Source organism: Streptomyces sp. NPDC023481 (assembly GCF_055560195.1).
The window spans coordinates 198,778-220,404 of the sequence record NZ_JBVHJE010000013.1 but is presented as its reverse complement, the minus strand read 5'-3'; the positions used below and the strand labels follow the sequence as shown (position 1 = coordinate 220,404).

Here is a 21,627-nt window from a genome sequence, read left to right as displayed (position 1 = left end):
GGTTCGTGCGCTGTGCGCAGCCCGCCGCTCAGGCCGTCGCCGACTCCACCGGCAGCCCCTGGGCGCGCCATGCCTGGAAGCCGCCGACCAGGTCCGTGGCCCGGTGCAGGCCCAGTTGGTGGAGGGAGGCGGCGGCGAGGCTGGAGGCGTAGCCCTCGTTGCAGATCACCACGACCCGCAGGTCGTGCCCGGTGGCCTCGGGGAGGCGGTGACTGCCCTGCGGGTCGAGGCGCCACTCCAGTTCGTTGCGCTCGACCACGACGGCGCCGGGAATCAGTCCGTCCCGCTCGCGCAGGGCGGCGTACCGGATGTCGACCAGCAACGCCTCACCGGAGCGCGCCGCCTCGTGCGCCTGGCGTGCCTCGATGCGCTGGTAGCCGGCGCGTACGCGCTCCAGCAACTCGTCGATGCCGGGCGGCTGCTCACCCGGCACGCTCGCCGGCGCACCGGCCCCGCGGGACCCCTCGGCCACCGCCGACCGCTCGCTCGTGCCGCTCACTGCCAGTCCTCCGGGCGTTCGACCTGCTCCAGGCGCAGCACCTGGCCGGTGCGACTGTAACGACGGATCTGCGGCAACGGCGGGTAGTAGGCGTGCACCGAGATCGCGTGTCGCTCGCGGGACTCGTTGAGCACCTCGTGCACGTGGTGGCGGCCGAAGGCGCGGCCCTGCCCGGCGGACAGCCGGCGCACCCGGTCCACGTCCTCGGTGAGTTCCAGGGTCCTCCAGCCGTCGGTGGGCAGCCGGGCGGCGAGGGAGTACTCCGTGAGATCGCCCGAGGCGGTCAGGAAGGCGCCGACCGAGTCGGCGTGGTCGTGCCAGCCGGTGCCGGTACCGGGCGGCCAGCCGATCAGCCAGGCCTCGCTGCCGCCGGGACCCTTCAGCCGCACCCAGGTGCGGCCCTCCGGATCGAGGGGCAGGGAAGCGATCAGTTCGGCGTCGGCCGCCGTGCGCCGGACGAAGTCGAGGAGGTCCGCCTGGGTGGGCGCCGAGCCGGCGGCCGGGGACGCGGACGAGGTCAGGGAAGGGGAGGGGACAGACACGTGCACCGTCCTGAAGAGCGTTCGCGGAAACGGGCGCACGACGGCGCCCGGAAAGGAAAGGGAGGCGAATTCAGCAGGACGGGCGACACACGCAGCCCGCGTAGCGGACGAGGTCCATATGGACCCTCCGCCACAGGCGCACACAGGTGTCGGTCACGATCCGGAGTACAGCACGCTGCCGCAGCACGGTCAACCGAGTGTCACCCTGTGGACGGAGGTTGAGGGAGCGCTCGGCTGGAGGGCGCGGGAGCCGCGTCGGGGGCGCGTGGCCGGCTGTCGTGATGGGCAGGCATGGGTCCCGAGGCGCAGGCGGAACGTGTGTGGGCGCGGCCCGGGAGACGGTAGGCACGCGCCGAGCCCTCCCCGGGCGCACGGTCAGCCTCCGCAGGAGTCCCCCCGGCAAACGCCCGGCGTGCCTCGGAGCCGCCCCGGCAGACAGCCCGAGCATGCCGGCACGCCCGCCCCGGCCCGCGGTCAGCGCGCCCCCGAGCCGGCTCGGGCCTCCGCCGACTCCTTCTCGCCCCTCTCCTCCTTCTCGCCCTCCCCGTTCGTCCTCTCGTCCTCCTGCTGCTCCCCTTGTGCCCCGCCCCCCAGCGTGGCCTCGGCCGCCGCGTACAGGTCGGACGGGCGGACGCCGGGCAACGCGGTGACCAGGTGGCCGTCGGGGCGTACGAGCAGCACGCTGTGGGCCGGCGCGCCCGGGTAGTTCTCGGCGACCAGCAGCTCGGCGGGGTGCGGCAGCGCGGACACGGCCGCCGCGAGCCGGGGCATCACGCCGGCGGACACCCAGTGCTTGCGGTCCCAGACACCCGTACCGGGCGCGATCAGCACGACGAGCAGCGCGCCGCGGTCGAGCCGGTCGCGCAGCCGGACGAAGGAACCGTCCTCCGCCGTGACCCGCACGTCGGTGACCGGCGCGCCGGGCGGGGTGTCGACCGGGATGCGCGCCTCCAGCGGCGGGGGCGCGAGCGGCGAGTCGGCGTACGTGCCCGGCGCGCCCAGCGGACCGCGCCCGAGGTGACCGTCGGTGAACAGCGCGTCGTGGTTGCGGGCCGTACCCGGGACGATGTGGCGCAGCGCGCCCCCGCCGCGCAGCACCGGCAGCACCTGGTCGGCGGTGCGCAGCCGGGCGGCGACCACCGCGCGCCGCTCGGTCTGGTAGCTGTCCAGCAGGGCCTCGTGCGGGCCGTGGTGCCAGGCTGCGGCCAGTTTCCAGGCCAGGTTCCCGGCGTCCCTGAGCCCCTCGTCCAGCCCCTGGGTGCCGAGCGCGCCGAGCAGATGGGCGGCGTCCCCGGCGAGGAAGACCCGGCCGGCGCGCCACCGGCGCGCGAGGCGGTGGTGCACCGTGTGGACGCCCGTGTCGAGCAGGTCGTACGCCGGTGGCGGCCCGGCCGACCAGCCCTCGAGGGTCTCGCGGATCCGGGTGAGCAGGTCCTCGGGCGTGACGAGGTCCTTGCCCGGCGGAAGCAGCCAGTCCAGGCGCCACGCGCCGTCCGGGAGGGGGCGGGCGGTCACCTCGCCGGCCGAGGGCGCGGACGACCGCCACGGCGGCATCCGATGGAACAGCGCCCGGCCCTCCCACGGAAGTTCCACGCGCAGCGCCGCGACCGCGTGCCGTTCCACCGCCGTACGGCCCGGGAAGCGGATGTCCTGGAGTTTGCGCACGGTCGAGCGGGGGCCGTCGCAGCCGACCAGGTAACTTCCGCGCCACCAGGTGCCCTTCGGGCCACGGGTGCGCGCGGTGATGCCGGAACGCTCCTGCTCGATCGCGTCCAGGCGGCTGTCCACCGCCGTCTTCACCAGGGGCTCCGCCGCGATGGCCCCGCGCAGAAGCCCCGTGAGCACGTGCTGGGCGATGTGCAGCGGCGCGGGCCCGGTCTCGGCGAAGGCGGTCTCGCTCATCACCTGCTTGCGCCTGACCGACCGCCAGCCGGCCCAGCGCACGCCGTGTTCCGCGAGCGCGGCCCCGGTCAGCCGCTCCAGCAGGGCGGCCGTGTCCTCGCGCAGGACGACGGTGCGCGCCGGGCGGGGCTCGTCCTTGCCGGGGCCCTCGTCCAGGACGACGGTCGGCACCTCCTGACGCGCCAGCGCCAGGGCGAGCGTGAGCCCGACGGGCCCCGCTCCGACGATGATCACCGGGTCCACGGTGTGGCGCCCCCTGCTCGCGGCGAGGCCTTGACGGAGACAAGTGAACGGGAAGGTGAAGCGGGGTGCACGATCACAGAACGTATGCAACCCATTGGCAGTGTTTGCGTCAAGTGACCAGGGGCAGTGGCGATCATGCCACTGCCCCTGGGTGACGCATTCGGGTCTGACCCGCCGTCAGGCCGCGGTTCCCGTCCCCGCCTGGCCCGCGATCTTCACGGTCTCGTCGGCACCGAGCACCGCGCCCGTCGACTTCTTCCCGCGTCGCAGCCGGCCCTCCAGCCAGCTCGCGAACGAGGTGAGCGAGAAGTTGATGACCACGAAGATCACGGCCACGACGGTCAGGGAGGCGATGATGTTGCCGTAGTAACCACTCATCGTGTTGGCGGAGGCCAGGAGTTCCGGGAAGGTGAGTACCGCGCCGCCGAGCGCGGTGTCCTTCACGATGACCACCAGCTGGCTGACGATCGCCGGGAGCATCGCGGTGACCGCCTGCGGCAGCAGGATGACCCGCATCACCTGGTTCTTGCGCAGACCGATGGCCATGGCCGCCTCGGACTGGCCCTTCGGCAGGGCGAGGATGCCCGCGCGGACGATCTCGGCGAGCACCGACGCGTTGTACAGCACAAGGCCGGTGACGACCGCGTAGAACGGGCGGTCGTCCGAGGAGACGTTGGTGTACTGGGCGAAGAGCGCCTGCCCGAAGATCATCAGGACCAGGACCGGGATCGCCCGGAAGAACTCGACCACGACCGAGGCCGGGACGCGTACCCACACGTGGTCCGAGAGCCGGGCTATGCCGAGGGTGGCACCCAGCGGAAGCGCGATGACCATCGCCAGCGCCGCCGCCTCCAGGGTGTTCTGCAGACCGGGCCAGATGTACGTCGAGTACGCCTCGGTGCCGCTGAAGAAGGGCTTCCACAGGCCCCAGGCGAGCTGGCCCTTGTCGTCGAGGGACTTGTACACCCACCACACGGCGGCCGCGAGGACCACCAGGAAGAGGGCCGTGTAGAGGACGTTGCGCCGCTTGGCGCGGGGCCCCTGGGCGTCGTACAGAACGGACGTCATCGCTTCACCGCCATCTTCTTGCCCACCCAGCCGAGGATCAGCCCGGTCGGCAGGGTCAGGCACACGAAGCCGAAGGCGATGACTGCCGAGATCAGCAGCAGTTGCGCCTCGTTCTCGATCATTTCCTTCATCAGGAAGGCCGCTTCCGCCACACCGATCGCGGCGGCCACCGTCGTGTTCTTGGTCAGCGCGATCAGGACGTTGGTCAGGGGGCCGATGGCGGCCCGGAACGCCTGCGGCAGCACGATCAGGCGCAGCACCTGCGTGAAGCTGAGACCGATGGCCCGCGCGGCCTCGGCCTGGCCGACCGGCACGGTGTTGATGCCGGAGCGGATCGCCTCGCAGACGAAGGCCGAGGTGTAGAGGATCAGACCGAGCACGGCCAGCCGGAAGCCCTGGACCTTGAAGTCGTGCGCACCGAGGGTGATGCCCAGCGTCTGGCTGAGGCCGAGCGAGGAGAACAGGATGATCACCGTCAGCGGGATGTTCCGCACGATGTTCACATAGGCGGTGCCGACACCGCGCATCAGCGGCACCGGGCCCACCCGCATGCCGGCCAGCAGGGAGCCCCAGACCAGGGAGCCGGCGGCCGACAGCAGGGTGAGCTGCACGGTCGTCCAGAAGGCGCCCAGTACGTCGTAACGTCCAAGAAAGTCGAACACGATCTCCCGCGCTTCCGCGTGTAGGGATGCCCCGGTGCGCCGCCGTCAGGAGCGGCGCACCGGTGGGCATTGCCTCAGCTCTTGATGTCGCCGATCTTCGGGGCGGGCTCGTTCTTGTAGTCGGCCGGACCGAGGTTCTTCTTCACGGCAGCCTCCCAGGAACCGTCGGAGACCATCTCCTCGAGAGCCTTGTTGATCTTGGCCTTGAGGTCGCTGCCCTTCTTGACGCCGATGCCGTAGTTCTCGTTGGTCATCTTGAAGCCGCCCAGCTTGAACTTGCCCTTGAACTGGGCCTGGGAGGCGTAACCGGCGAGGATCGAGTCGTCCGTGGTGAGGGCGTCGATCTGGCCGCTCTGCAGACCGGACAGACACGCCGAGTAGGTCGGGTACGTCTGGAGGTTCGCCTTCGGGGCCAGCTTCTTCTTGACGTTCTGCGCCGAGGTCGAGCCGGCCACCGAGCACAGGTTCTTGTTGTTCAGGTCCGCCGGCGACTTGATCTTCGTCTCGTCCGCGCGCAGCAGCACGTCCTGGTGGGCCAGCAGGTACGGGCCGGCGAAGTCGACCTTCTGCTGACGCTCCGGCGTGATCGAGTAGGTGGCGGCGATGAACTGCACGTCCCCGCGCTGCAGCATGGTCTCGCGGTCGGCGCTCTTCGACTCCTTCCACTCGATCTGGTCGGGGTTGTACCCGAGCTTCTTGGCGACATAGGTGGCCACGTCGACGTCGAAGCCCGAGTAGCCCTGCGGGGTCTTCTGGCCGAGGCCGGGCTGGTCGAACTTGATGCCGATGGTGATCTTCTTGCCGCCGCCGGAGGAGCCGTTGTCGTCCTTCTTGTCGCCGCCGCCGCACGCGGTGGCGGTCACGGAGAGGGCGAGGAGGACGGCCGAGGCGGCGGTGACCTTGCGGAGCTTCATCGTGAACATCCTTCTGAGTGATGAGGAACGAGTCCCTGAGGCGCGGGTGACGCGGCCCGGCGGCGGCGCGCGGCCGGGGTGCGCGGTCAGTGGTGCAGGATCTTGGACAGGAAGTCCTTGGCCCGGTCGCTGCGCGGGTTGCTGAAGAACTGTTCGGGCGTGGCCTGTTCGACTATCCGGCCGTCCGCCATGAAGACGACCCGGTTCGCCGCCGAACGTGCGAAGCCCATCTCGTGGGTGACCACGATCATCGTCATGCCCTCGCGCGCGAGCTGCTGCATGACCTCCAGGACCTCGTTGATCATCTCGGGGTCGAGGGCGGAGGTCGGCTCGTCGAACAGCATGACCTTCGGGCCCATGGCGAGCGCCCGCGCGATCGCGACACGCTGCTGCTGGCCACCGGACAGCTGGGCGGGGTACTTGTCGGCCTGGGTGCCCACACCGACCCGGTCCAGCAGCGCCCGGGCCTTCTCCTCGGCCTGCTTCTTGTCCGCCTTGCGGACCTTGACCTGGCCCAGCATCACGTTCTCGAGCACGGTCTTGTGCGCGAAGAGGTTGAAGGACTGGAACACCATCCCGACGTCCGCGCGCAGCCGGGCCAGTTCGCGGCCCTCGTGCGGCAGCGGCCTGCCGTCGATCGTGATCGCGCCCGAGTCGATCGTCTCCAGGCGGTTGATGGTGCGGCACAGCGTCGACTTTCCGGACCCGGAGGGCCCGATGACCACGACGACCTCGCCGCGGGCGATCGTCAGGTCGATGTCCTGGAGCACGTGCAACGCGCCGAAGTGCTTGTTGACGCTCTTCAGGACGACCAGTTCGTCGGACGTGGCCGTGTCCTCCTTGGCCACCGTTACTTTGGTCATCGCTCTCGGGCTCCGTCCTCCTCGGGTTTCCGAGGACAGTAGTGAGGGGCTGTGACCTGCGTCATCACATCTGAGGGAGATCTGAGCATCACGATCCGATAGCAATCGGACACATGTCGTAGCACATGCGGCCGCCGCGCGTATCGGCCGGGTAACGGAAGTGACAGGCAACCCGAACCCTCTTGACGCCGTCCTTAACCATCAGCGTCACTGCCATGGTGCACGCGCGCGTGGGCGCGATCTACGAGCCGACGGAAACCGAGACCGTACGACCACTGAACCGGAGGGGGCCGGGATGAGGCTGCTGCTCGTCGAGGACGACAACCATGTCGCCGCGGCTCTGTCCGCCGTCCTCGCGCGGCACGGCTTCCAGGTCACCCACGCGCGCAGCGGCGAGGAGGCCCTCCAGGCGCTCGTCCCCGAGGGCAACAACTTCGGGGTCGTCCTGCTCGACCTCGGCCTGCCCGACCAGGACGGCTACGAGGTCTGCGGCAGGATCCGCAAGCGCACCAGCACCCCGGTGATCATGGTGACCGCGCGCTCCGACGTCCGCTCCCGCATCCACGGGCTCAACATGGGCGCCGACGACTACGTCGTCAAGCCGTACGACACCGGGGAACTGCTCGCCCGGATCCACGCCGTCAGCCGGCGCACCGCCCACGAGGACCCCACGACCGGCGGTGAGGACGCGCTGCTGCTCGGACCGGTCCGGATCGAACTGCCCACCCGTCAGGTCAGCGTGGACGGCGCGCTGATCCAGCTGACCCGCAAGGAGTTCGACCTGCTCGCGCTGCTCGCCCAGCGGCCCGGAGTGGTCTTCCGGCGCGAACAGATCATCAGCGAGGTCTGGCGCACCAGCTGGGAGGGGACCGGCCGCACCCTGGAGGTGCACGTGGCCTCCCTGCGCGCCAAACTGCGCCTGCCCGCGCTGATCGAGACCGTACGCGGCGTCGGCTACCGGCTCGTCGCCCCGGCCGCCTAGCGGGGACGGGTGCGCACACGCCTCCTGCCGCTGCTCATCGTCCTGCTGGCGGCCGTCCTGCTCGCGCTCGGCATCCCGCTGGCCGGCAGCGTGGCCGCCGCCCGGCAGCAGCGGGTCGTCGTGGACCGGATCGACGACACGGCACGCTTCGCGGCGCTCGCCCAGTTCGTCACCGACGCGCCCGGCGGCTCCCGCCGCACCACCACCGACGAGCGCCGGGAGAGCCTGCGCAGCGAGCTGGAGAGCTACCACGGCGTCTACGGCATCCGCGCGGGCGTCTTCTACCGCAACGGCTCCGCGATGGCCAACGCGCCCGACGACTGGTTCGTACCGCAGACGGGGGAGGTCCGCCGGGCGTTCGACGAGGCACTGCTCAGCCGGCGCAGCCATGACCCGCAGCAGGTGTGGCCCTGGCAGCGCGGCCGGCTCGTCGTCGCCTCGCCGGTGATCCGGGACGGGGACGTCGTCGCGGTCGTGGTCACCGACTCGCCCACCGGACAGCTGCGCTCCCGGATCCTGCGCGGCTGGCTGTTCATCGGGGCCGGCGAGTTCGCGGCCATGCTGCTCGCCGTCGGCGCCGCGCTCAGGCTGACGGGCTGGGTGCTCAGGCCGGTCCGGGTCCTGGACGCCACCACCCACGACATCGCCACCGGGCGGCTGAAGTCCCGGGTCGCCGCGGCCGGCGGTCCGCCGGAACTCAGACGGCTGGCCCGTTCGTTCAACGAGATGGCGGACAACGTCGAGGCCGTGCTGGAGCAGCAGCGCGCCTTCGTCGCCGACGCCTCGCACCAGCTGCGCAACCCGCTCGCGGCGCTGCTGCTGCGCATCGAACTGCTCGCGCTCGAACTCCCCGAGGGCAGCGAGGAGATCGCCTCGGTCCGCACGGAGGGCAAGCGCCTCGCGCAGGTCCTGGACGACCTGCTCGACCTCGCGCTGGCCGAGCACGCCGAAGCCGCCCTCCGGCTGACCGACATCGGCGCGCTGGCCGAGGAGCGGGTGGCCGCGTGGGCACCGGCCGCCCGGGCCAAGGGCGTACGGCTGACCGGCGACTGTCCGCCCACCACGGCCTGGGCCGACCCGATCGCCCTGTCCAGCGCCCTGGACGCGGTGATCGACAACGCCGTGAAGTTCACTCCCGAGGACGGCACGGTGGAGGTCGCCGTCCGCGTCGACGGCGACACCACCACGGTCGTCGTCACGGACACCGGACCCGGCCTCACGGACGAGGAACTCGCGCGCGTGGGCGACCGTTTCTGGCGCAGCGGCCGACACCAGAACGTGAACGGGTCGGGTCTGGGCCTGTCCATCACCCGCGCCCTGCTCGCGGCGGGCGACGGCGCGATCGAGTACGCCCACCACGAGCCGCGGGGGCTCCGGGTGACGGTACGGGTGCCGCGGCACGCCGAGAGCGCCGGAGGCGCCTCGGGCAGCGGGGGCGCCGCCTCCTAGGCGACCAGGCCGGGCTCCCGACCGCGTGCTCCCTAAGGCTTCACCGACCGGTAGTAGCGCCGGGCGCCCTCCTGGAGGGGGAGGGGGTCGGTGTAGATGGCGGTGCGCAGGTCGACCAGTTGCGCGGAGTGGACGTGGGCGCCGATGTCGTCGCGGCTCTTGAGTACCGTGCGGGTCACCCACTCGGTCAGCCGGGGATCGACGTCCGTACGGGTCATCAGCACGTTGGACACGGCGATCGTCGGCACCTGGACGCCCTGCTGGACGTTCGGGTAGGCCGACTCGGGAATGTTGGCGGCCCGGTAGTAGCGCGCGCCCGCGCCCTGGTCGTGCAGCCGGGTGACGAGGTCCTCGTCGAGCGGCACGAACCGGAACTCCCGCTTCTGCGCCAGCGCGACCAGGCCTTTCGTGGGCAGTCCGCCGGACCAGAAGAACGCGTCGATCTTCCCCTCCCGCAGCCGCGCCGGCCCGGTGTCGATGCCGTCGGCCACCGGCGTGATGTCCTTGCGCGGGTCGATGCCGGCGGCCCGTAGCACCCGGTCGGCGATCAGCCGCACCCCGGAATCGGGCAGTCCGGTCGCCACGCGCCTGTGCCGCAGGTCGGCGATGGTCCTGATGTCCGAGCCGCTGGGCACGACGAGGTGCACGTAGTCGTCGTAGAGGCGGGCCACACCGCGCAGCCGCCCGGCGCCGCTGCCGTGCCGCAGCTCGTACGTCTCCACCGCGTCGACCGCCGCGATGGTGAAGTCGGCCTGCCCGGTCGCCACCCGCTGCACGTTCTCCTGCGAACCGGCGCTGTTGAGCAGCTTCACCCGCAGGCCCGGCATGTCCCTGCCCAGCTCGGTCCGGAGCCGCTCGCCGTACTCCTGGTAGACGCCGCGGGGCGTGCCGGTGCTGAACACGATCGTCCCGCTCGGCGGCTTCTCGCCCAGGGGCAGCAGCCACCACAGCAGCAGCCCCAGGACCACGGCACCGACGGCCGCGCCCTGCAGCGCTCGACGCCTGCCGAGCCGGGGGAACACCTTGGACATGCGGGCGATCCTGCCAGGCGACTCACGCCGCTGACCAGGGCCGGGGGCACTCCGGGCAGCGGCGAAGCGGACGCCCGGCGTCCACTCGGGGCGTCGGCCACGGTCGGACGGGCACTGTCAGTGGCGGCCGTTACAGTCGCCGTATGAGCTCTTCACCCGCCCGCCTCGTCCGTGAGTTCCACCGCGCCTTCGGCCTCGACGCCCGCAGCACGCCGACCGAGGTGCACCCGGAACTCGCCGCCCACCGGGGCGAACTGCTCGCCGAGGAGGCCGCGGAGGTCGCCGAGGTGGCGGTGCGGGGACCGCTGGACCGGCTCGCGCACGAACTGGCCGATGTGGTGTACGTCGCCTACGGCACGGCGCTGGTCCACGGCATCGACCTCGACGAGGTGCTCGCCGAGATCCACCGCGCCAACATGAGCAAGCTCGGCCCGGACGGGGAGGTGGCCCGCCGGGCCGACGGCAAGGTGCTCAAGGGGGCGCACTACCGGGCGCCGGACGTCTCGGCCGTACTGCGCCGCCAGGGCTGGATACCGGACGGCGCGGCCTGACGCCTCTCGCCGGGGCTACGACGACAGGGAGCCGCCCGCCGGCTTCCACTCGCGGTGCAGCGCGCCCGGCGGGATGCTCCGCTGGACGACGGGGGTGCCCAACACGGACAGCTGGATCCGCAGCGTTCCCGACTGGTCCACACCGCCGTAGGCACCCCAGTGGCCCGTCACCCTCGGCGTGCCGCCGTCGGAGGCGGTGGTGAGCACCCCGGCGGCCTCGCCGCGCAGGTACGGGGCCGGGCCGAAGGTGCCGCCCGTCGTGAAGTCGCCCTTCGCGGGCCCGGTGGGATGGGGGGTGGCAGGGATACCGAGGTCGGGTTCTCCTCATGAGCAGAACCGGTGAGTGACCCATCGGCGAGCATGAGCATGCCACTCCTGTGCGCAGGTCGCGCGCTATCCGGCCACGACTCGTACGGACGGCGGGTGTGAGAGCTTGATGCCATGACGACGTACATCGCGCTGCTGCGCGGGATCAATGTCGGCGGCAGCGCGAGGATCGCCATGAAGGATCTGCGTGCCCTGTTCGCCGAGATGGGGTTCGTGGACGTCCGGACGTATCTGCAGAGCGGGAACGTCGTGTTCCGCGCGCCCACCGCGCCGGCCGCATCCACCGCGGCCCCCGACCTCGCCGCGGCCATCGAGGAGCGGATCGCCGGCGACCTCGGGGTGTCCTGCACGGTCCTGCTGCGTACCGGTGACTCGCTGGCCCGTACCCTCGCCGCGAACCCGTACCGCGGCCGGGAGGACGACCCGGCCAAGCTGCACGTCACCTTCCTCGCCCGGGAGCCGAGCGCCGAGCAGGCCGCCCGCCTGGCGGTGCCGGACGGGGAGACGGCCGTGTTCACGCTGGTCGGCGACGAGGTGCACCTGCACGTCCCCGACGGGTACGGCAGGACCAGACTGAACAACACCTATATCGAGCGCCGCCTCGGCATGCGGGCCACCACCCGCAACTGGAAGACGGTCACCGCGCTGCACGAACTGGCCACCGGTGACTGAGCCGGGGCAGGCGGGGGTCAGCGCTTGGCGGCGGGCGACTGGGCGTCGCGGGCCGGCAGGACGAGGTGGTGATCGGCGAGCGGGCGCGGCTGGAGGACCGACAGGAGCGGCCCGGCCATCGCCGTGGTCACGACGGCCATGGCGACCATCAGGGAGTACAACCGCTCGTTGAGGACGCCGAGTTGCAGACCCGCGGTCAGGATGATCAGCTCCGTCAGGCCCCTGGTGTTCATGAGGGTGGCGAGAACCGCCGACTGGCGCGCCGTGACGCCGTGCGCGCGGGCGCTCAGGAATGCGCCGAGGAACTTGCCGCTGACCGCGACCAGCAGAATGAGGGCGAAGTCCAGCCATCCGGAACGCCCCAGATCCGACAGGTCGACTTTCAGGCCCACACTGATGAAGAAGACCGGCAGCAGCAGATGGCTGCTGACGTGGCCGACCCGGTCGGTGATGTCCACGCGCAGCCGCTCGGTGGATTCCTTCGGCATCACCACACCGAAGAAGAACGCGCCGAAGATGAAATGCAGGCCTATCTTCTCGGTGACCGCCCCCGACACGAGCAGACCGGCGAGCACGGTCGTCAGTGCCACGGGGCTCAGCCGGGAGGTGCCGTCACCGGCGGCGAGCAGCCTGCGCAGCAACGGCCGTACCACCCACAGCATCACGCCGGCGTACGGCAGGAGGAACAGCAGGTACCACTGGTGGGCGCCGCCCCCGCCGGCCAGGGCGACCACGGCGGCGAGCATGCACCAGGCAAGCACGTCCCCGATCGCGGCGCAGGCCAGCGCCAGCCCGCCGACCGGGGTGTGCTGCATCTTCCGGTCCGTGAGAATGCGGGCGAGCACCGGAAAGGCGGTCACCGACATCGCCGTACCCATGAAGAGCACGAAACCCAGCCGGTGGGCCGGTGCGTTGTCCTCGACCAGCAGCAGGGCGAGCAGGGAGCCGAGTCCGAACGGCAGGAGAATGGAGGACAGCGACACGGTGGCCGCCAGTCGGCCGGTGCCGCGCAGGATTCTCCGGTCCATCTCCAGGCCCACGATGAACATGAACACGGCCATGCCCACGTCGGCGAGTGCGGTGAGCATCGGCCGGATATCGGTCGGGAAGAGGAATTCGGATGCCGTGTGGCCCAGTAAGGTGGGGCCGAGCATGATGCCCGCGAGTACCTCCCCGATGACCGCGGGTTGGGAGAATCGCCGTGCCACGGCGCCCAGTAAATGCGCGAGGACGAGTATGAGGGCCAGGTCGGAAAAGAGCGCGAACAGTTGGTTCGTGGTCACCGGTCCCTGCCTTGTTGTCGTTTTGCGGGCGTTGCCCGTAATTCGATGAGGTGCCGCCGGCGTGCCCCGCCATGCTTCGTTGTATAGAAGCTCTTTGTCAACGGCGATCTCGCGGTCCGTATGACCTTCGATAAGAGACCGGAAATGTCCTTGACGCGGAATGCTCACGCGAGGTCGGAAGTCGGGCCGGCGCTGGCTGGAAGTCGTCTCCAGTGGATCAAGGCGCTCTAGGATCGAAGGCGCCTGGCGACCCAGGTGATGTCGGTGATCTCGGTGAAAGGGCCTGAACTGTCGTGGAGGACAAGCGCGTCGTCGTCGTGACCGGTGGAGGCTCGGGCATCGGGCAGGCCACGGCCCGGCTGCTGGCCGAGGCGGGTCACCACGTGGTCGTCTCCGGCCGGCGGGTCGAACCCCTGGAGCGCCTCGCGCAGGAGACGGGCGCGCTGGCGCACCCGTCCGACGTCGTGGACCCGGACGCCGCCGAGGGCCTCGTCCAGGCCGCCCTGGACGCGTACGGACGGCTCGACGGACTGGTGCTGAACGCCGGCATCGGACGCGGCGGAGCCGTCGGCGACATGTCGCTGCGGGACTGGGACGACGTGATGCGCATCAACCTGACCGGTCCGCTCCTCCTGCTCCGCGCCGCGATCCCGCACCTGCTGGAGTCCAGGGGCGCGGTGGTCGCCGTGGCCTCGGTGTCCGCGCTGCGCAACGGCACGAGCAACGCCCCCTACGCCACCTCCAAGGCGGCCCTGCTCCAGCTGTGCCGGTCCGTCGCCGTCGACTACGGCCGCCAGGGCGTGCGCGCCAACATCGTGTGCCCCGGCTGGGTGCGCACCGAGATGGCCGACCGGCGCATGGCCCGCTTCGCCGAGGAGGCCCAGCTGCCCGGCGGCGGGATGGAGGCCGCCTACGAGGAGGCGACCCGCCTGCTGCCCCAGGGGCGCCCCGGCGAGCCGCGTGAGATCGCCGAGGCGATCAGCTGGCTGCTGTCCCCGGCCGCGTCGTACGTCAACGGAGCCGTCCTCACCGTCGACGGCGGCGCCACCGCCCTCGACCCCGGAACCCTCGCCTTCGACCACCACATCACGCCTCGCGGCGGCGAGAACGGCTCCGCCGCTCCCCGCTGACCGGGCGTCAGCGGGGCCGGGCCGGTGTCGTCCGGTCGGGCCCCGGGAGTACGCCGGTCATGGCGGCCCACATCCGGGCGATCCCCAGCAGCGTCTCGGGGCTGCCGTGCGTCACCCCGGGCAGCGGGTGGGGGTCGCACGGTGGCACACCGGCGAGGACGGCCCGCCGGGCCTCGTCCACGGCGCCGGCCAGCGCGGCGGCCGCCAGCCGGTCCGCGCGCACCCCGGCCCGCCGGGCGTACCGGTGCGCCCTCTCGTAGGCGTCCGGGCGCACGTACTGCTGCAGGGTCAGCAGGGCGTCGTACGTCTCGACGGTCTGCCGGTGCGCCTGCAACGCGGGTGGATGGCGCGGCCGGAGCACCTCCTGCAGCCGGGTCCGCCGGGGTCTGGCGAGAGCCACATGGGGCACCGCCGTCACCAGGTCGTGCCACAGCGGCCACAGCTGCCAGATGGTCCGCAGCGCGTCGGCCGACCGGGCGAGGGCGCTCGCGGTGGGGGCCAGCAGGGACGCCGCGCGCAGGAAGCCGTGCATGCTCATGAGCACGGACAGGTAGGCCAGCAGCCGCGGGGAGGGGTCGTAGAGATGGAACAGGTAGCCGGACCAGAAGACGAGCGCGAGCACGCTGCCCGCCGCGAACAGCCGCAGTGACCAGACGAGGTCCCGCTCCGTCGTGCGCGTGCTGTACCCCCAGCAGACCACTACGGCGACGGCGTCACCGGCGAGGTGGGAGCCGATGAGGATCAGCCAGTAGGCGGACGACGCGGAGGCGGGCCGCTGCGCGGACGCCGTCCCTCCGCTCGCCGGGTGCACCTGGAGCAGCTCCAGGACGAGCAGCGAGACCAGGGCCGCCGTCATCCCGACCGCCACGTACCGGCGCAGCCGTGGGGTGCGGCTGGAGTCGATCACGAAGAGGAGGACCAGTCCCGCGCTCAGCACGCCGATCAGGTTGCGGACCAGCGACACCGTGTGGACGTCGATCCCGGCGGACGTGAGCCGGCCGACGATCCGGGGCTGGAAGAGGGTGATGGCGGTGGTCGCGGCCAGCACGGTGATCCAGAGCCCGCGCAGACGGGGCCGGCGCAGCGCGGACCGGGCCCGCCAGACGAGGGCGAACCACAGGGCGAGGACGCTGGCGAGCCCGACGTGCGCCGCCAGTTCACTCACCGGCGTCCGCCGTCACCCCGAGGAACGCGCCGAGCCGTCCCAGGGGTCCGGCCACCCGGCCGGTCGTCCCGGCGCTCTGGATCAGGGTGGCGATCATCTCGGCTTCTTGTTCCTCGGTGTTGGTGTAACTGGTCCTGGCCATCAGCCGTGCCATGAGATGGGGCTGGAGGCCGACCAGGAGGTCGCCGGCTCGCTGCTCACCGTTCTCCGTGAGGCTGCGGTGGTGGTCGCACAGCACATGACCGATCTCGTGGAGGATGATGTGCTCGCGGTGCATGGGAGCGGTCCGCGCCTCGTAGAAGACGTAGTCGGCGTTGGCGGTGCCCAGCCACAGGCCGCAGGCTCCGGTGGCCGCGGCCTCCTCGGGCAGCTCCCTCAGCACGAGCGGACGGCCTCGGAGTTGCTCCACCCGCTCCCGGACGGCGTCCAGCGGCAGCGACCGCTGGATCCCGAGATCGCGCAGGATCGCGGTGCATCGGCGCCGTAGCGCGGCGTACTCGCCCGTTCTCCTCACCTGCCGTGTCACCCCGTTCGGGCGTAAAAGCACTTCCGCTCCACCGGACAAGCCGTGGCTCACACCTAAGCAGGTCACCCGCCCTCTTGCCCACGCCTGCCCGGGCTTTCGGTCGCCCTTTGGCGAAAAACCTCCTCCCCGGTCGTCGGCCTCCCCGCGGTGCACCGGCCGGCCGCGCGCGACCTGCCGCGCATGGCGGGCATCACCGACGTCTACGAGGTGCGGACGCGCGTCGAGGCGGAAGCCGCGCGGTTGGCCGCCGGGCGCCGGACCGGCGACGACGTCACCGCCCTCCACGGGGCCTGGGCAGGCGCCGGGACCGGGCCTCCGGGAAGCGCCTACCCTTGAGGAATGACCAGCAGCAGCGACCGGAGCCCGGCAGTGGACGTTCCCACCACCAAGAGTTACGAGATCCGCACCTACGGGTGCCAGATGAACGTCCACGACTCCGAGCGGCTGGCCGGGCTGCTCGAAGATGCCGGATACGTGCGCGCTCCCGAGGGCTCGGACGGCGACGCGGACGTCGTCGTCTTCAACACCTGCGCGGTCCGGGAGAACGCCGACAACCGCCTCTACGGCAACCTCGGCCGGCTCGCCTCGAAGAAGGCCGGCCGCCCCGGCATGCAGATCGCGGTCGGCGGCTGTCTGGCCCAGAAGGACCGCGACACCATCGTGAAGAAGGCGCCCTGGGTGGACGTCGTCTTCGGCACGCACAACATCGGCAAGCTGCCCGTCCTGCTGGAGCGCGCCCGCGTACAGGAGGAGGCGCAGGTCGAGATCGCCGAGTCCCTGGAGGCCTTCCCCTCCACGCTGCCGACCCGGCGCGAGAGCGCGTACGCGGCCTGGGTGTCGATCTCCGTCGGCTGCAACAACACCTGCACCTTCTGCATCGTCCCGGCCCTGCGCGGCAAGGAGAAGGACCGGCGCCCCGGCGACATCCTCGCCGAGATCGAGACCCTGGTCGGCGAGGGCGTCTCCGAGATCACCCTGCTCGGCCAGAACGTCAACGCCTACGGCTCCGACATCGGCGACCGCGAGGCCTTCAGCAAGCTGCTGCGGGCCTGCGGGACCATCGAGGGCCTGGAGCGGGTCCGCTTCACCTCCCCGCACCCCCGCGACTTCACCGACGACGTGATCGCCGCCATGGCCGAGACGCCGAACGTGATGCCCCAGCTGCACATGCCCCTCCAGTCCGGTTCGGACACCGTCCTGAAGGCGATGCGCCGGTCCTACCGGCAGGAGCGCTACCTCGGGATCATCGAGAAGGTGCGGGCCGCCATCCCGCACGCCGCGATCACCACGGACATCATCGTGGGCTTCCCCGGCGAGACCGAGGAGGACTTCGAGCAGACCCTGCACGTCGTCCGCGAGGCCAGGTTCGCCCAGGCCTTCACCTTCCAGTACTCCAAGCGCCCCGGCACCCCGGCCGCGACCATGGAGGACCAGATCCCCAAGGAGGTCGTCCAGGCGCGCTACGAGCGTCTTGTCGCCCTCCAGGAGGAGATCTCCTGGGAGGAGAACAAGAAGCAGGTCGGTCGCACGCTGGAGCTGATGGTCGCCGAGGGCGAGGGCCGCAAGGACGGCGCCACCCACCGCCTCTCCGGCCGCGCCCCCGACAACCGCCTCGTCCACTTCACCAAGCCGGAGCAGGAGGTCCGCCCAGGTGACGTGGTCACGGTCGAGGTGACGTACGCCGCCCCGCACCACCTCCTCGCCGAGGGCACCGTCCTCGACGTGCGCCGCACGCGCGCGGGCGACGCCTGGGAGAAGCGCAACGCCGAGGCGGCCGCCAAGCCGGCCGGCGTCATGCTCGGCCTGCCCAAGATCGGCGTCCCGGCCCCCCTGCCGGTGGCGGCGAGCGCCTGCAGCCGCGACTGAGGCCCCGGGGGTCCCGGGGGGCCGTGCGGGGTGGTGGCGAGCGCCTGCGGCCGGGGCTGAGGTCGCGGGGCTCCGGGGGCCGTCTGCGGTGGTGAGCGTCCGTGATCGCGACTGAGGTTGCGCGGGTCTGGGGGTCGTCTGGCGGGGTGGCCAGCGCCTGCGGCTGCAACTGAGGTCGCGGGGCTCCGGGGGCCGTCTGCGGGGGCGGGCGTCCGTGGTCGCGACTGAGGTTGCCCGGGCCCCGGGACTGCCGCCGGCCGGCGGGACGTGCCGGGCTCGCCCGCGACACGCGCGCCCGTGCGGACGGTGACCGACCTGGCGGACGTGCCGATCGAGGCGTGAGCCGGGGCCCGCCCACGTCCGGCTACCCTGCCGATCATGCTTGTCGCCTCCGCCGTATGCCCCTGCCCGCCCCTGCTCGTCCCCGAAGTCGCCGCCGGTGCCGCTCCGGAACTGGACTCCGCGCGCGCGGCCTGCACGGACGCGCTCGGCGTGCTCGCCGCCGCCCGCCCCGACCTGCTGGTGGTCGTCGGCACCGCCGAGCAGGGTCGCGGCGGCGCGTTCCCCGAGGGCAGCCCGGGCACCTTCCGCGGCTTCGGAATCGACCTGGACGTACGCCTGGGGCCCGCCGCCCCTCCCGTCCCGGAGCGCGAGCTGCCGACCTCGCTGACCGTCGGCGCCTGGCTGCTGGAGCGGACCGGCTGGGCCGACGCCCCGATCGAGGGACTCGGCGTCGCGGACACGCTGGAGCCGGAGCAGTGCGCCCGGACCGGGCGGAAGCTGGCCGGCCGGGCCGGAAGGGTCGCGCTGCTGGTCCTGGGGGACGGCAGCGCCCGCCGCTCGCTGAAGGCACCGGGCTACCTGGACGAGCGGGCCGCGCCCTTCGACGCGGAGGCCGCGCGGGCGCTCGGCGCGGCGGACGTCGCCGCCCTGCACGCCCTGGACCCCCGACTGGCCCGCGAACTGCAGGCGGCCGGCCGCGCGCCCTGGCAGGTCCTGGCCGGCGCGGCCGAGGACGCGCACCTCACGGGCAGTCTGCTGTACGAGGACGCGCCGTACGGCGTGGGCTACATGGTCGCGGCCTGGTCCTGAGCCCCGTAGCCCCGGCTCCCGGTACGGCGGCCGAGGCGCCTCGCAGGTAACGGGCCACCCACGCGCGCGCGTAGCCGGTCCGGACTCCTCGGGGGGCCGGGGGCTGCCGTGGGCGCCCCGCGCGCGCACGCGTCACCGTCAGGACGGCCGCCGGCCTCCTGGCGGAGCCGACCGGCGCCCTCACCCGCGGAGGCGGCGGACCCTGGCGACCGCACCAAGTGGGGCCGTGGAGCCTCTCACGAAGCCGGCGGCGGGCCCTCCGGAGGGGCCGGGCGGGTCGGAGCCGTCGGCTCGTGGGGCGCCGCTCCGGGCTCGTTCATGTGCGCGAGGCGGTCCACCGCCTCCTTGGCTTTGCCCGTGCCCGCCTGGATCTTGTCGCTGTACTTGTGCTTCGTCCGGTCGTCGACGGCCTTCGCGGCCACGTCGAGCCCGTGCTGGACCTTGTCCCCATGCTGCCGCGCGAGATCCGACACCTTGTCCTTGGCCGGTCCGAGCTTGGCCAACATGTTGTCCATCAGACCCATGGTCCACCTTCCCTCACGGAGCAGTCATCTGTGGGCGCCCTCGCCGGACTCGCTGTCGGCGGCCTCGTCGGCGGACTGCTGCCGGGGAATCCCGGCACCCTCGGACGCGTCGTCCGAACCGGAGTCCGCCCGCGCGGCCCCGTCCTCGGGCCCGTCCCCGGACACGTTCTCCGCCTCCGCCGCCCCGGCCCGCGCCGTGGCCTCCGCCGTCTCGTCCTGCTCCGCCTCGACCCCTGCGGGCTCCGTGCCGGAATCCGCCGCCGCGGACGGCGACACCTCCGCAGCCGCTTCCGCAGCCCTCTCCGTAGTGGCCTCGGAAGTCGTTTCCCGAGCCGCCTTCGACCTGCCGAGAAGTCGTGCAATTACGCCCATATCCACTCCATACGGTACTCGTGCGGGCGAATTCCCGCGTCGCCCGGTGCGTACGGTTGCGCCGCCCGGGTCACCGCCTCCGGCACCCCGGCGGGCGGCACCTCGCACGGGCAACGACCCGGGAAGCGCGCCGTCACGTAACTCGTTCGAGACCTCGCCTGGAGGTTTGCGAGACTGGTGCGGTGAGCAGTGCACCCCCCGCCCCCCGCGTCATCGCCGTCGTCGGACCCACCGCGGCCGGAAAGTCCGATCTCGGCGTCTTCCTGGCCCAGCAGCTCGGTGGCGAGGTCGTCAACGCCGACTCCATGCAGCTGTACCGAGGGATGGACATCGGTACCGCCAAGCTGACGCCCGAGGAGCGCGACGGCGTCCCGCACCATCTGCTGGACATCTGGGACGTGACGGTCACCGCCTCCGTCGCCGAGTACCAGAAGCTGGCCCGCGCGCGGATCGACGCCCTGCTCGCCGAGGGTCGCTGGCCGATCCTGGTCGGCGGCTCCGGGCTGTACGTCCGCGGTGCCGTCGACAACCTGGAGTTCCCCGGCACCGACCCGGAGGTCCGGGCCCGGCTGGAGGAGGAGCTGGCCCTGCGCGGCTCCGGCGCGCTGCACGCCCGGCTGGCCGCCGCCGACCCCGGGGCCGCCCGCGCCATCCTGCCGAGCAACGGCCGCCGTATCGTCCGGGCCCTGGAAGTGATCGAGATCACCGGCCAGCCGTTCACGGCGAACCTGCCCGGCCACGACTCCGTCTACGACACCGTTCAGATCGGCGTCGACGTGGCGCGACCGGAGCTGGACGAGCGCATCGCGCGGCGCGTCGACCGCATGTGGGACGCAGGCCTCGTGGAGGAGGTGCGCGCACTGGAGGCGCAGGGGCTGCGCGAGGGGCGCACGGCGTCGCGCGCGCTCGGCTACCAGCAGGTACTCGCGGCGCTCGCCGGGGAGTGCGACGAAGCGGAAGCGCGGGCGGAGACCGTCCGTGCCACCAAGCGCTTCGCGCGCCGCCAGGATTCATGGTTCAGGCGCGATCCCCGGGTGCACTGGTTGAGCGGGGCCGTCGCGGACCGCGGGGAACTTCCGCAGCAGGCCCTGGCGTTGGTCGAACGACCGGTTACAGCCTGATCACGTCATGGCATCGGGATGCGCCGCCGGTCATCGCGGCCTTCGGCGCCGTGCCATCATCGAGCTTCGATCGACCAAGTGGAGCCTAGTTGGGAGGGCGCGTGGCGATGGAGGCCGGCCCTCGCGACACCGCACGTAGTGCCGAGCACCGCACCACCGAGGGTGACGAACCGGACCGGGGCGACCTCTGCCCCGGCGAGGTCCCCCCGCGGGTGAACGGTCTGCCCGACGGCGCTCCGCACGGCCAGGCCCTGATCGGCGAGCCTCTGGCCGACGCGGACCTGACCGGGGACCGACTGGCGGGCGTGGACGCGTCCGACGACCCCCTGTCCGACGGCCTCCTGTCCGACGGCCCCTTGTCCGAGGCCCGGCTCACCGACGACGGCCCCGACGACACCGCGGGCGGTGTGACCGCCGACGGGCCGGAGCCGGAGGAGATGTACCCGGGCGGCCCCGAGGTCGAGGTGGAGCTGCGCCCGCAGCGCCGGCTGCGCATCTGGCAGCTCGCCCCCATCGTGGGCCTCGCCGCCGGCGGCTCCCTGATGTTCGCCTTCCCGCTCGCCTTCGACTTCGGCGACAGCGGCGCGGTCATCGCCATGCTCGGCCTGCTGATCTGCTCCTGCGCGGCCGGCTGGGGCATGATGGCCGCCCGCCGGGTGGGCTACACCTGGCCCGGCCTGCCCCCGCGCGGCTCCGGCCGCCGCCCCGACTGGCGGGTGATCCTCGCCTACGTCCTGCTGGTCGCCCTGGCGGTCGTGCTCGCCGTGTGGCGCGTGGCCCGGCTGCGCTAGGACCTCTCCTTCGGATCCTGCCGGCGTCGCGGGGCCTGGCACGCGCATCTGC

Annotated in this window: 24 protein-coding genes; 9 read left to right on the top strand and 15 right to left on the bottom strand. The window is 72.2% G+C overall.

Annotation, left to right across the window (positions count from 1 at the left end):
* Nucleotides 1-28 precede the first annotated feature (28 nt).
* The 8 genes from ACZ3ZD_RS25015 to ACZ3ZD_RS24980 all read right to left on the bottom strand — a co-directional run bounded on the left by ACZ3ZD_RS25015 (nucleotide 29) and on the right by ACZ3ZD_RS24980 (nucleotide 6,693).
* Nucleotides 29-472, bottom strand: coding sequence for a rhodanese-like domain-containing protein (locus tag ACZ3ZD_RS25015; protein WP_467401395.1), 444 nt, complete (start codon nucleotides 470-472; stop codon nucleotides 29-31).
* A gap of 23 nt (nucleotides 473-495) precedes the next feature.
* On the bottom strand, nucleotides 496-1,047 hold the full coding sequence (locus ACZ3ZD_RS25010; RefSeq protein ID WP_467401330.1) for a cupin domain-containing protein: 552 nt from the start codon (nucleotides 1,045-1,047) through the stop codon (nucleotides 496-498).
* Between the two features lie 64 nt (nucleotides 1,048-1,111).
* Complete coding sequence (locus ACZ3ZD_RS25005) at nucleotides 1,112-1,489, bottom strand: putative leader peptide (RefSeq protein WP_467401328.1); 378 nt, start codon at nucleotides 1,487-1,489, stop codon at nucleotides 1,112-1,114.
* A gap of 26 nt (nucleotides 1,490-1,515) precedes the next feature.
* On the bottom strand, nucleotides 1,516-3,186 hold the full coding sequence (locus ACZ3ZD_RS25000; RefSeq protein ID WP_467401325.1) for an FAD-dependent monooxygenase: 1,671 nt from the start codon (nucleotides 3,184-3,186) through the stop codon (nucleotides 1,516-1,518).
* Between the two features lie 177 nt (nucleotides 3,187-3,363).
* Entirely contained in the window at nucleotides 3,364-4,254 is an 891-nt protein-coding gene (locus tag ACZ3ZD_RS24995; protein ID WP_467401323.1) for an amino acid ABC transporter permease, read from the bottom strand.
* A complete protein-coding gene (locus ACZ3ZD_RS24990) occupies nucleotides 4,251-4,916 on the bottom strand; it encodes an amino acid ABC transporter permease (protein WP_467401320.1) in 666 nt (221 codons plus the stop codon). The genes ACZ3ZD_RS24995 and ACZ3ZD_RS24990 overlap by 4 nt, the downstream gene beginning before the upstream one ends.
* A 74-nt stretch (nucleotides 4,917-4,990) precedes the next feature.
* Nucleotides 4,991-5,830 carry a glutamate ABC transporter substrate-binding protein gene (locus ACZ3ZD_RS24985; RefSeq protein WP_467401318.1) on the bottom strand — a complete coding sequence of 280 codons (840 nt, stop codon included), beginning with the start codon at nucleotides 5,828-5,830 and terminating at the stop codon, nucleotides 4,991-4,993.
* Between the two features lie 86 nt (nucleotides 5,831-5,916).
* Nucleotides 5,917-6,693, bottom strand: coding sequence for an amino acid ABC transporter ATP-binding protein (locus ACZ3ZD_RS24980; RefSeq protein WP_467401315.1), 777 nt, complete (start codon nucleotides 6,691-6,693; stop codon nucleotides 5,917-5,919).
* Between the two features lie 295 nt (nucleotides 6,694-6,988).
* On the opposite strand from ACZ3ZD_RS24980, the gene ACZ3ZD_RS24975 reads away from it, so the two are divergent.
* Together ACZ3ZD_RS24975 and ACZ3ZD_RS24970 are read left to right on the top strand one after the other, a co-directional pair.
* Entirely contained in the window at nucleotides 6,989-7,675 is a 687-nt protein-coding gene (locus ACZ3ZD_RS24975; protein ID WP_467401314.1) for a response regulator transcription factor, read from the top strand.
* Between the two features lie 9 nt (nucleotides 7,676-7,684).
* Nucleotides 7,685-9,124 (top strand): HAMP domain-containing sensor histidine kinase, encoded by a 1,440-nt coding sequence (locus ACZ3ZD_RS24970; RefSeq protein WP_467401312.1) that lies wholly within the window; start codon nucleotides 7,685-7,687, stop codon nucleotides 9,122-9,124.
* Nucleotides 9,125-9,156: 32 nt separating this feature from the next.
* Here the strand turns inward: ACZ3ZD_RS24970 and ACZ3ZD_RS24965 are convergent, their stop codons facing one another.
* On the bottom strand, nucleotides 9,157-10,155 hold the full coding sequence (locus ACZ3ZD_RS24965) for a TAXI family TRAP transporter solute-binding subunit (protein WP_467401311.1): 999 nt from the start codon (nucleotides 10,153-10,155) through the stop codon (nucleotides 9,157-9,159).
* Nucleotides 10,156-10,298: 143 nt separating this feature from the next.
* On the opposite strand from ACZ3ZD_RS24965, the gene ACZ3ZD_RS24960 reads away from it, so the two are divergent.
* Nucleotides 10,299-10,706, top strand: a complete 408-nt coding sequence (locus ACZ3ZD_RS24960; RefSeq protein ID WP_467401309.1) for a pyrophosphohydrolase domain-containing protein — start codon at nucleotides 10,299-10,301, stop codon at nucleotides 10,704-10,706.
* Nucleotides 10,707-10,721: 15 nt separating this feature from the next.
* Here the strand turns inward: ACZ3ZD_RS24960 and ACZ3ZD_RS24955 are convergent, their stop codons facing one another.
* Entirely contained in the window at nucleotides 10,722-10,913 is a 192-nt protein-coding gene (locus ACZ3ZD_RS24955; RefSeq protein ID WP_467401308.1) for a hypothetical protein, read from the bottom strand.
* A gap of 234 nt (nucleotides 10,914-11,147) precedes the next feature.
* Here ACZ3ZD_RS24955 and ACZ3ZD_RS24950 point away from each other — a divergent pair, with 234 nt between their 5' ends.
* Nucleotides 11,148-11,705: a DUF1697 domain-containing protein gene (locus ACZ3ZD_RS24950; RefSeq protein WP_467401306.1), complete on the top strand. Its 558-nt coding sequence runs from the start codon at nucleotides 11,148-11,150 to the stop codon at nucleotides 11,703-11,705.
* A 17-nt stretch (nucleotides 11,706-11,722) separates the two neighbouring features.
* On the opposite strand, the gene ACZ3ZD_RS24945 is transcribed toward ACZ3ZD_RS24950, so the two are convergent.
* Nucleotides 11,723-12,988 carry a cation:proton antiporter domain-containing protein gene (locus ACZ3ZD_RS24945; protein WP_467401303.1) on the bottom strand — a complete coding sequence of 422 codons (1,266 nt, stop codon included), beginning with the start codon at nucleotides 12,986-12,988 and terminating at the stop codon, nucleotides 11,723-11,725.
* Nucleotides 12,989-13,281: 293 nt separating this feature from the next.
* Here ACZ3ZD_RS24945 and ACZ3ZD_RS24940 point away from each other — a divergent pair, with 293 nt between their 5' ends.
* On the top strand, nucleotides 13,282-14,118 hold the full coding sequence (locus tag ACZ3ZD_RS24940) for an SDR family NAD(P)-dependent oxidoreductase (RefSeq protein WP_467401299.1): 837 nt from the start codon (nucleotides 13,282-13,284) through the stop codon (nucleotides 14,116-14,118).
* Between the two features lie 7 nt (nucleotides 14,119-14,125).
* Here ACZ3ZD_RS24940 and ACZ3ZD_RS24935 read toward each other — a convergent pair whose 3' ends face one another.
* Both ACZ3ZD_RS24935 and ACZ3ZD_RS24930 read right to left on the bottom strand, forming a co-directional pair.
* Nucleotides 14,126-15,283 (bottom strand): MAB_1171c family putative transporter, encoded by a 1,158-nt coding sequence (locus ACZ3ZD_RS24935; protein WP_467401295.1) that lies wholly within the window; start codon nucleotides 15,281-15,283, stop codon nucleotides 14,126-14,128.
* A complete protein-coding gene (locus ACZ3ZD_RS24930; protein ID WP_467401292.1) occupies nucleotides 15,276-15,797 on the bottom strand; it encodes a regulator component in 522 nt (173 codons plus the stop codon). The genes ACZ3ZD_RS24935 and ACZ3ZD_RS24930 overlap by 8 nt, the downstream gene beginning before the upstream one ends.
* Before the next feature lie 351 nt (nucleotides 15,798-16,148).
* Here ACZ3ZD_RS24930 and miaB point away from each other — a divergent pair, with 351 nt between their 5' ends.
* On the top strand, nucleotides 16,149-17,675 hold the full coding sequence (gene miaB / locus ACZ3ZD_RS24925; protein ID WP_467401289.1) for a tRNA (N6-isopentenyl adenosine(37)-C2)-methylthiotransferase MiaB: 1,527 nt from the start codon (nucleotides 16,149-16,151) through the stop codon (nucleotides 17,673-17,675).
* Nucleotides 17,676-18,053: 378 nt separating this feature from the next.
* Nucleotides 18,054-18,767, top strand: coding sequence for a class III extradiol dioxygenase subunit B-like domain-containing protein (locus ACZ3ZD_RS24920; RefSeq protein ID WP_467401286.1), 714 nt, complete (start codon nucleotides 18,054-18,056; stop codon nucleotides 18,765-18,767).
* A gap of 236 nt (nucleotides 18,768-19,003) precedes the next feature.
* On the opposite strand, the gene ACZ3ZD_RS24915 is transcribed toward ACZ3ZD_RS24920, so the two are convergent.
* Nucleotides 19,004-19,291 (bottom strand): antitoxin, encoded by a 288-nt coding sequence (locus tag ACZ3ZD_RS24915; protein ID WP_467401284.1) that lies wholly within the window; start codon nucleotides 19,289-19,291, stop codon nucleotides 19,004-19,006.
* A gap of 24 nt (nucleotides 19,292-19,315) precedes the next feature.
* The gene (locus tag ACZ3ZD_RS24910) at nucleotides 19,316-19,567 is read right to left on the bottom strand and encodes a hypothetical protein (protein WP_467401280.1); all 252 of its coding nucleotides are present in this window, start codon (nucleotides 19,565-19,567) and stop codon (nucleotides 19,316-19,318) included.
* A 278-nt stretch (nucleotides 19,568-19,845) separates the two neighbouring features.
* On the opposite strand from ACZ3ZD_RS24910, the gene miaA reads away from it, so the two are divergent.
* A complete protein-coding gene (gene miaA, locus ACZ3ZD_RS24905; protein WP_467401277.1) occupies nucleotides 19,846-20,784 on the top strand; it encodes a tRNA (adenosine(37)-N6)-dimethylallyltransferase MiaA in 939 nt (312 codons plus the stop codon).
* Nucleotides 20,785-21,110: 326 nt separating this feature from the next.
* Nucleotides 21,111-21,575, top strand: coding sequence for a hypothetical protein (locus tag ACZ3ZD_RS24900; protein ID WP_467401393.1), 465 nt, complete (start codon nucleotides 21,111-21,113; stop codon nucleotides 21,573-21,575).
* Nucleotides 21,576-21,627: the final 52 nt, after the last annotated feature.

Coding starts and splice junctions, on each gene's coding strand:
- ACZ3ZD_RS25005 (WP_467401328.1), bottom strand. CDS start 1,489: ATGCTCGGGCTGTCTGCCGGGGCGGCTCCGAGGCACGCCGGGCGTTTG.
- ACZ3ZD_RS24995 (WP_467401323.1), bottom strand. CDS start 4,254: ATGACGTCCGTTCTGTACGACGCCCAGGGGCCCCGCGCCAAGCGGCGC.
- ACZ3ZD_RS24985 (WP_467401318.1), bottom strand. CDS start 5,830: ATGAAGCTCCGCAAGGTCACCGCCGCCTCGGCCGTCCTCCTCGCCCTC.
- ACZ3ZD_RS24980 (WP_467401315.1), bottom strand. CDS start 6,693: ATGACCAAAGTAACGGTGGCCAAGGAGGACACGGCCACGTCCGACGAA.
- ACZ3ZD_RS24975 (WP_467401314.1), top strand. CDS start 6,989: ATGAGGCTGCTGCTCGTCGAGGACGACAACCATGTCGCCGCGGCTCTG.
- ACZ3ZD_RS24965 (WP_467401311.1), bottom strand. CDS start 10,155: ATGTCCAAGGTGTTCCCCCGGCTCGGCAGGCGTCGAGCGCTGCAGGGC.
- ACZ3ZD_RS24960 (WP_467401309.1), top strand. CDS start 10,299: ATGAGCTCTTCACCCGCCCGCCTCGTCCGTGAGTTCCACCGCGCCTTC.
- ACZ3ZD_RS24950 (WP_467401306.1), top strand. CDS start 11,148: ATGACGACGTACATCGCGCTGCTGCGCGGGATCAATGTCGGCGGCAGC.
- miaB (WP_467401289.1), top strand. CDS start 16,149: ATGACCAGCAGCAGCGACCGGAGCCCGGCAGTGGACGTTCCCACCACC.
- ACZ3ZD_RS24920 (WP_467401286.1), top strand. CDS start 18,054: ATGCTTGTCGCCTCCGCCGTATGCCCCTGCCCGCCCCTGCTCGTCCCC.
- ACZ3ZD_RS24915 (WP_467401284.1), bottom strand. CDS start 19,291: ATGGGTCTGATGGACAACATGTTGGCCAAGCTCGGACCGGCCAAGGAC.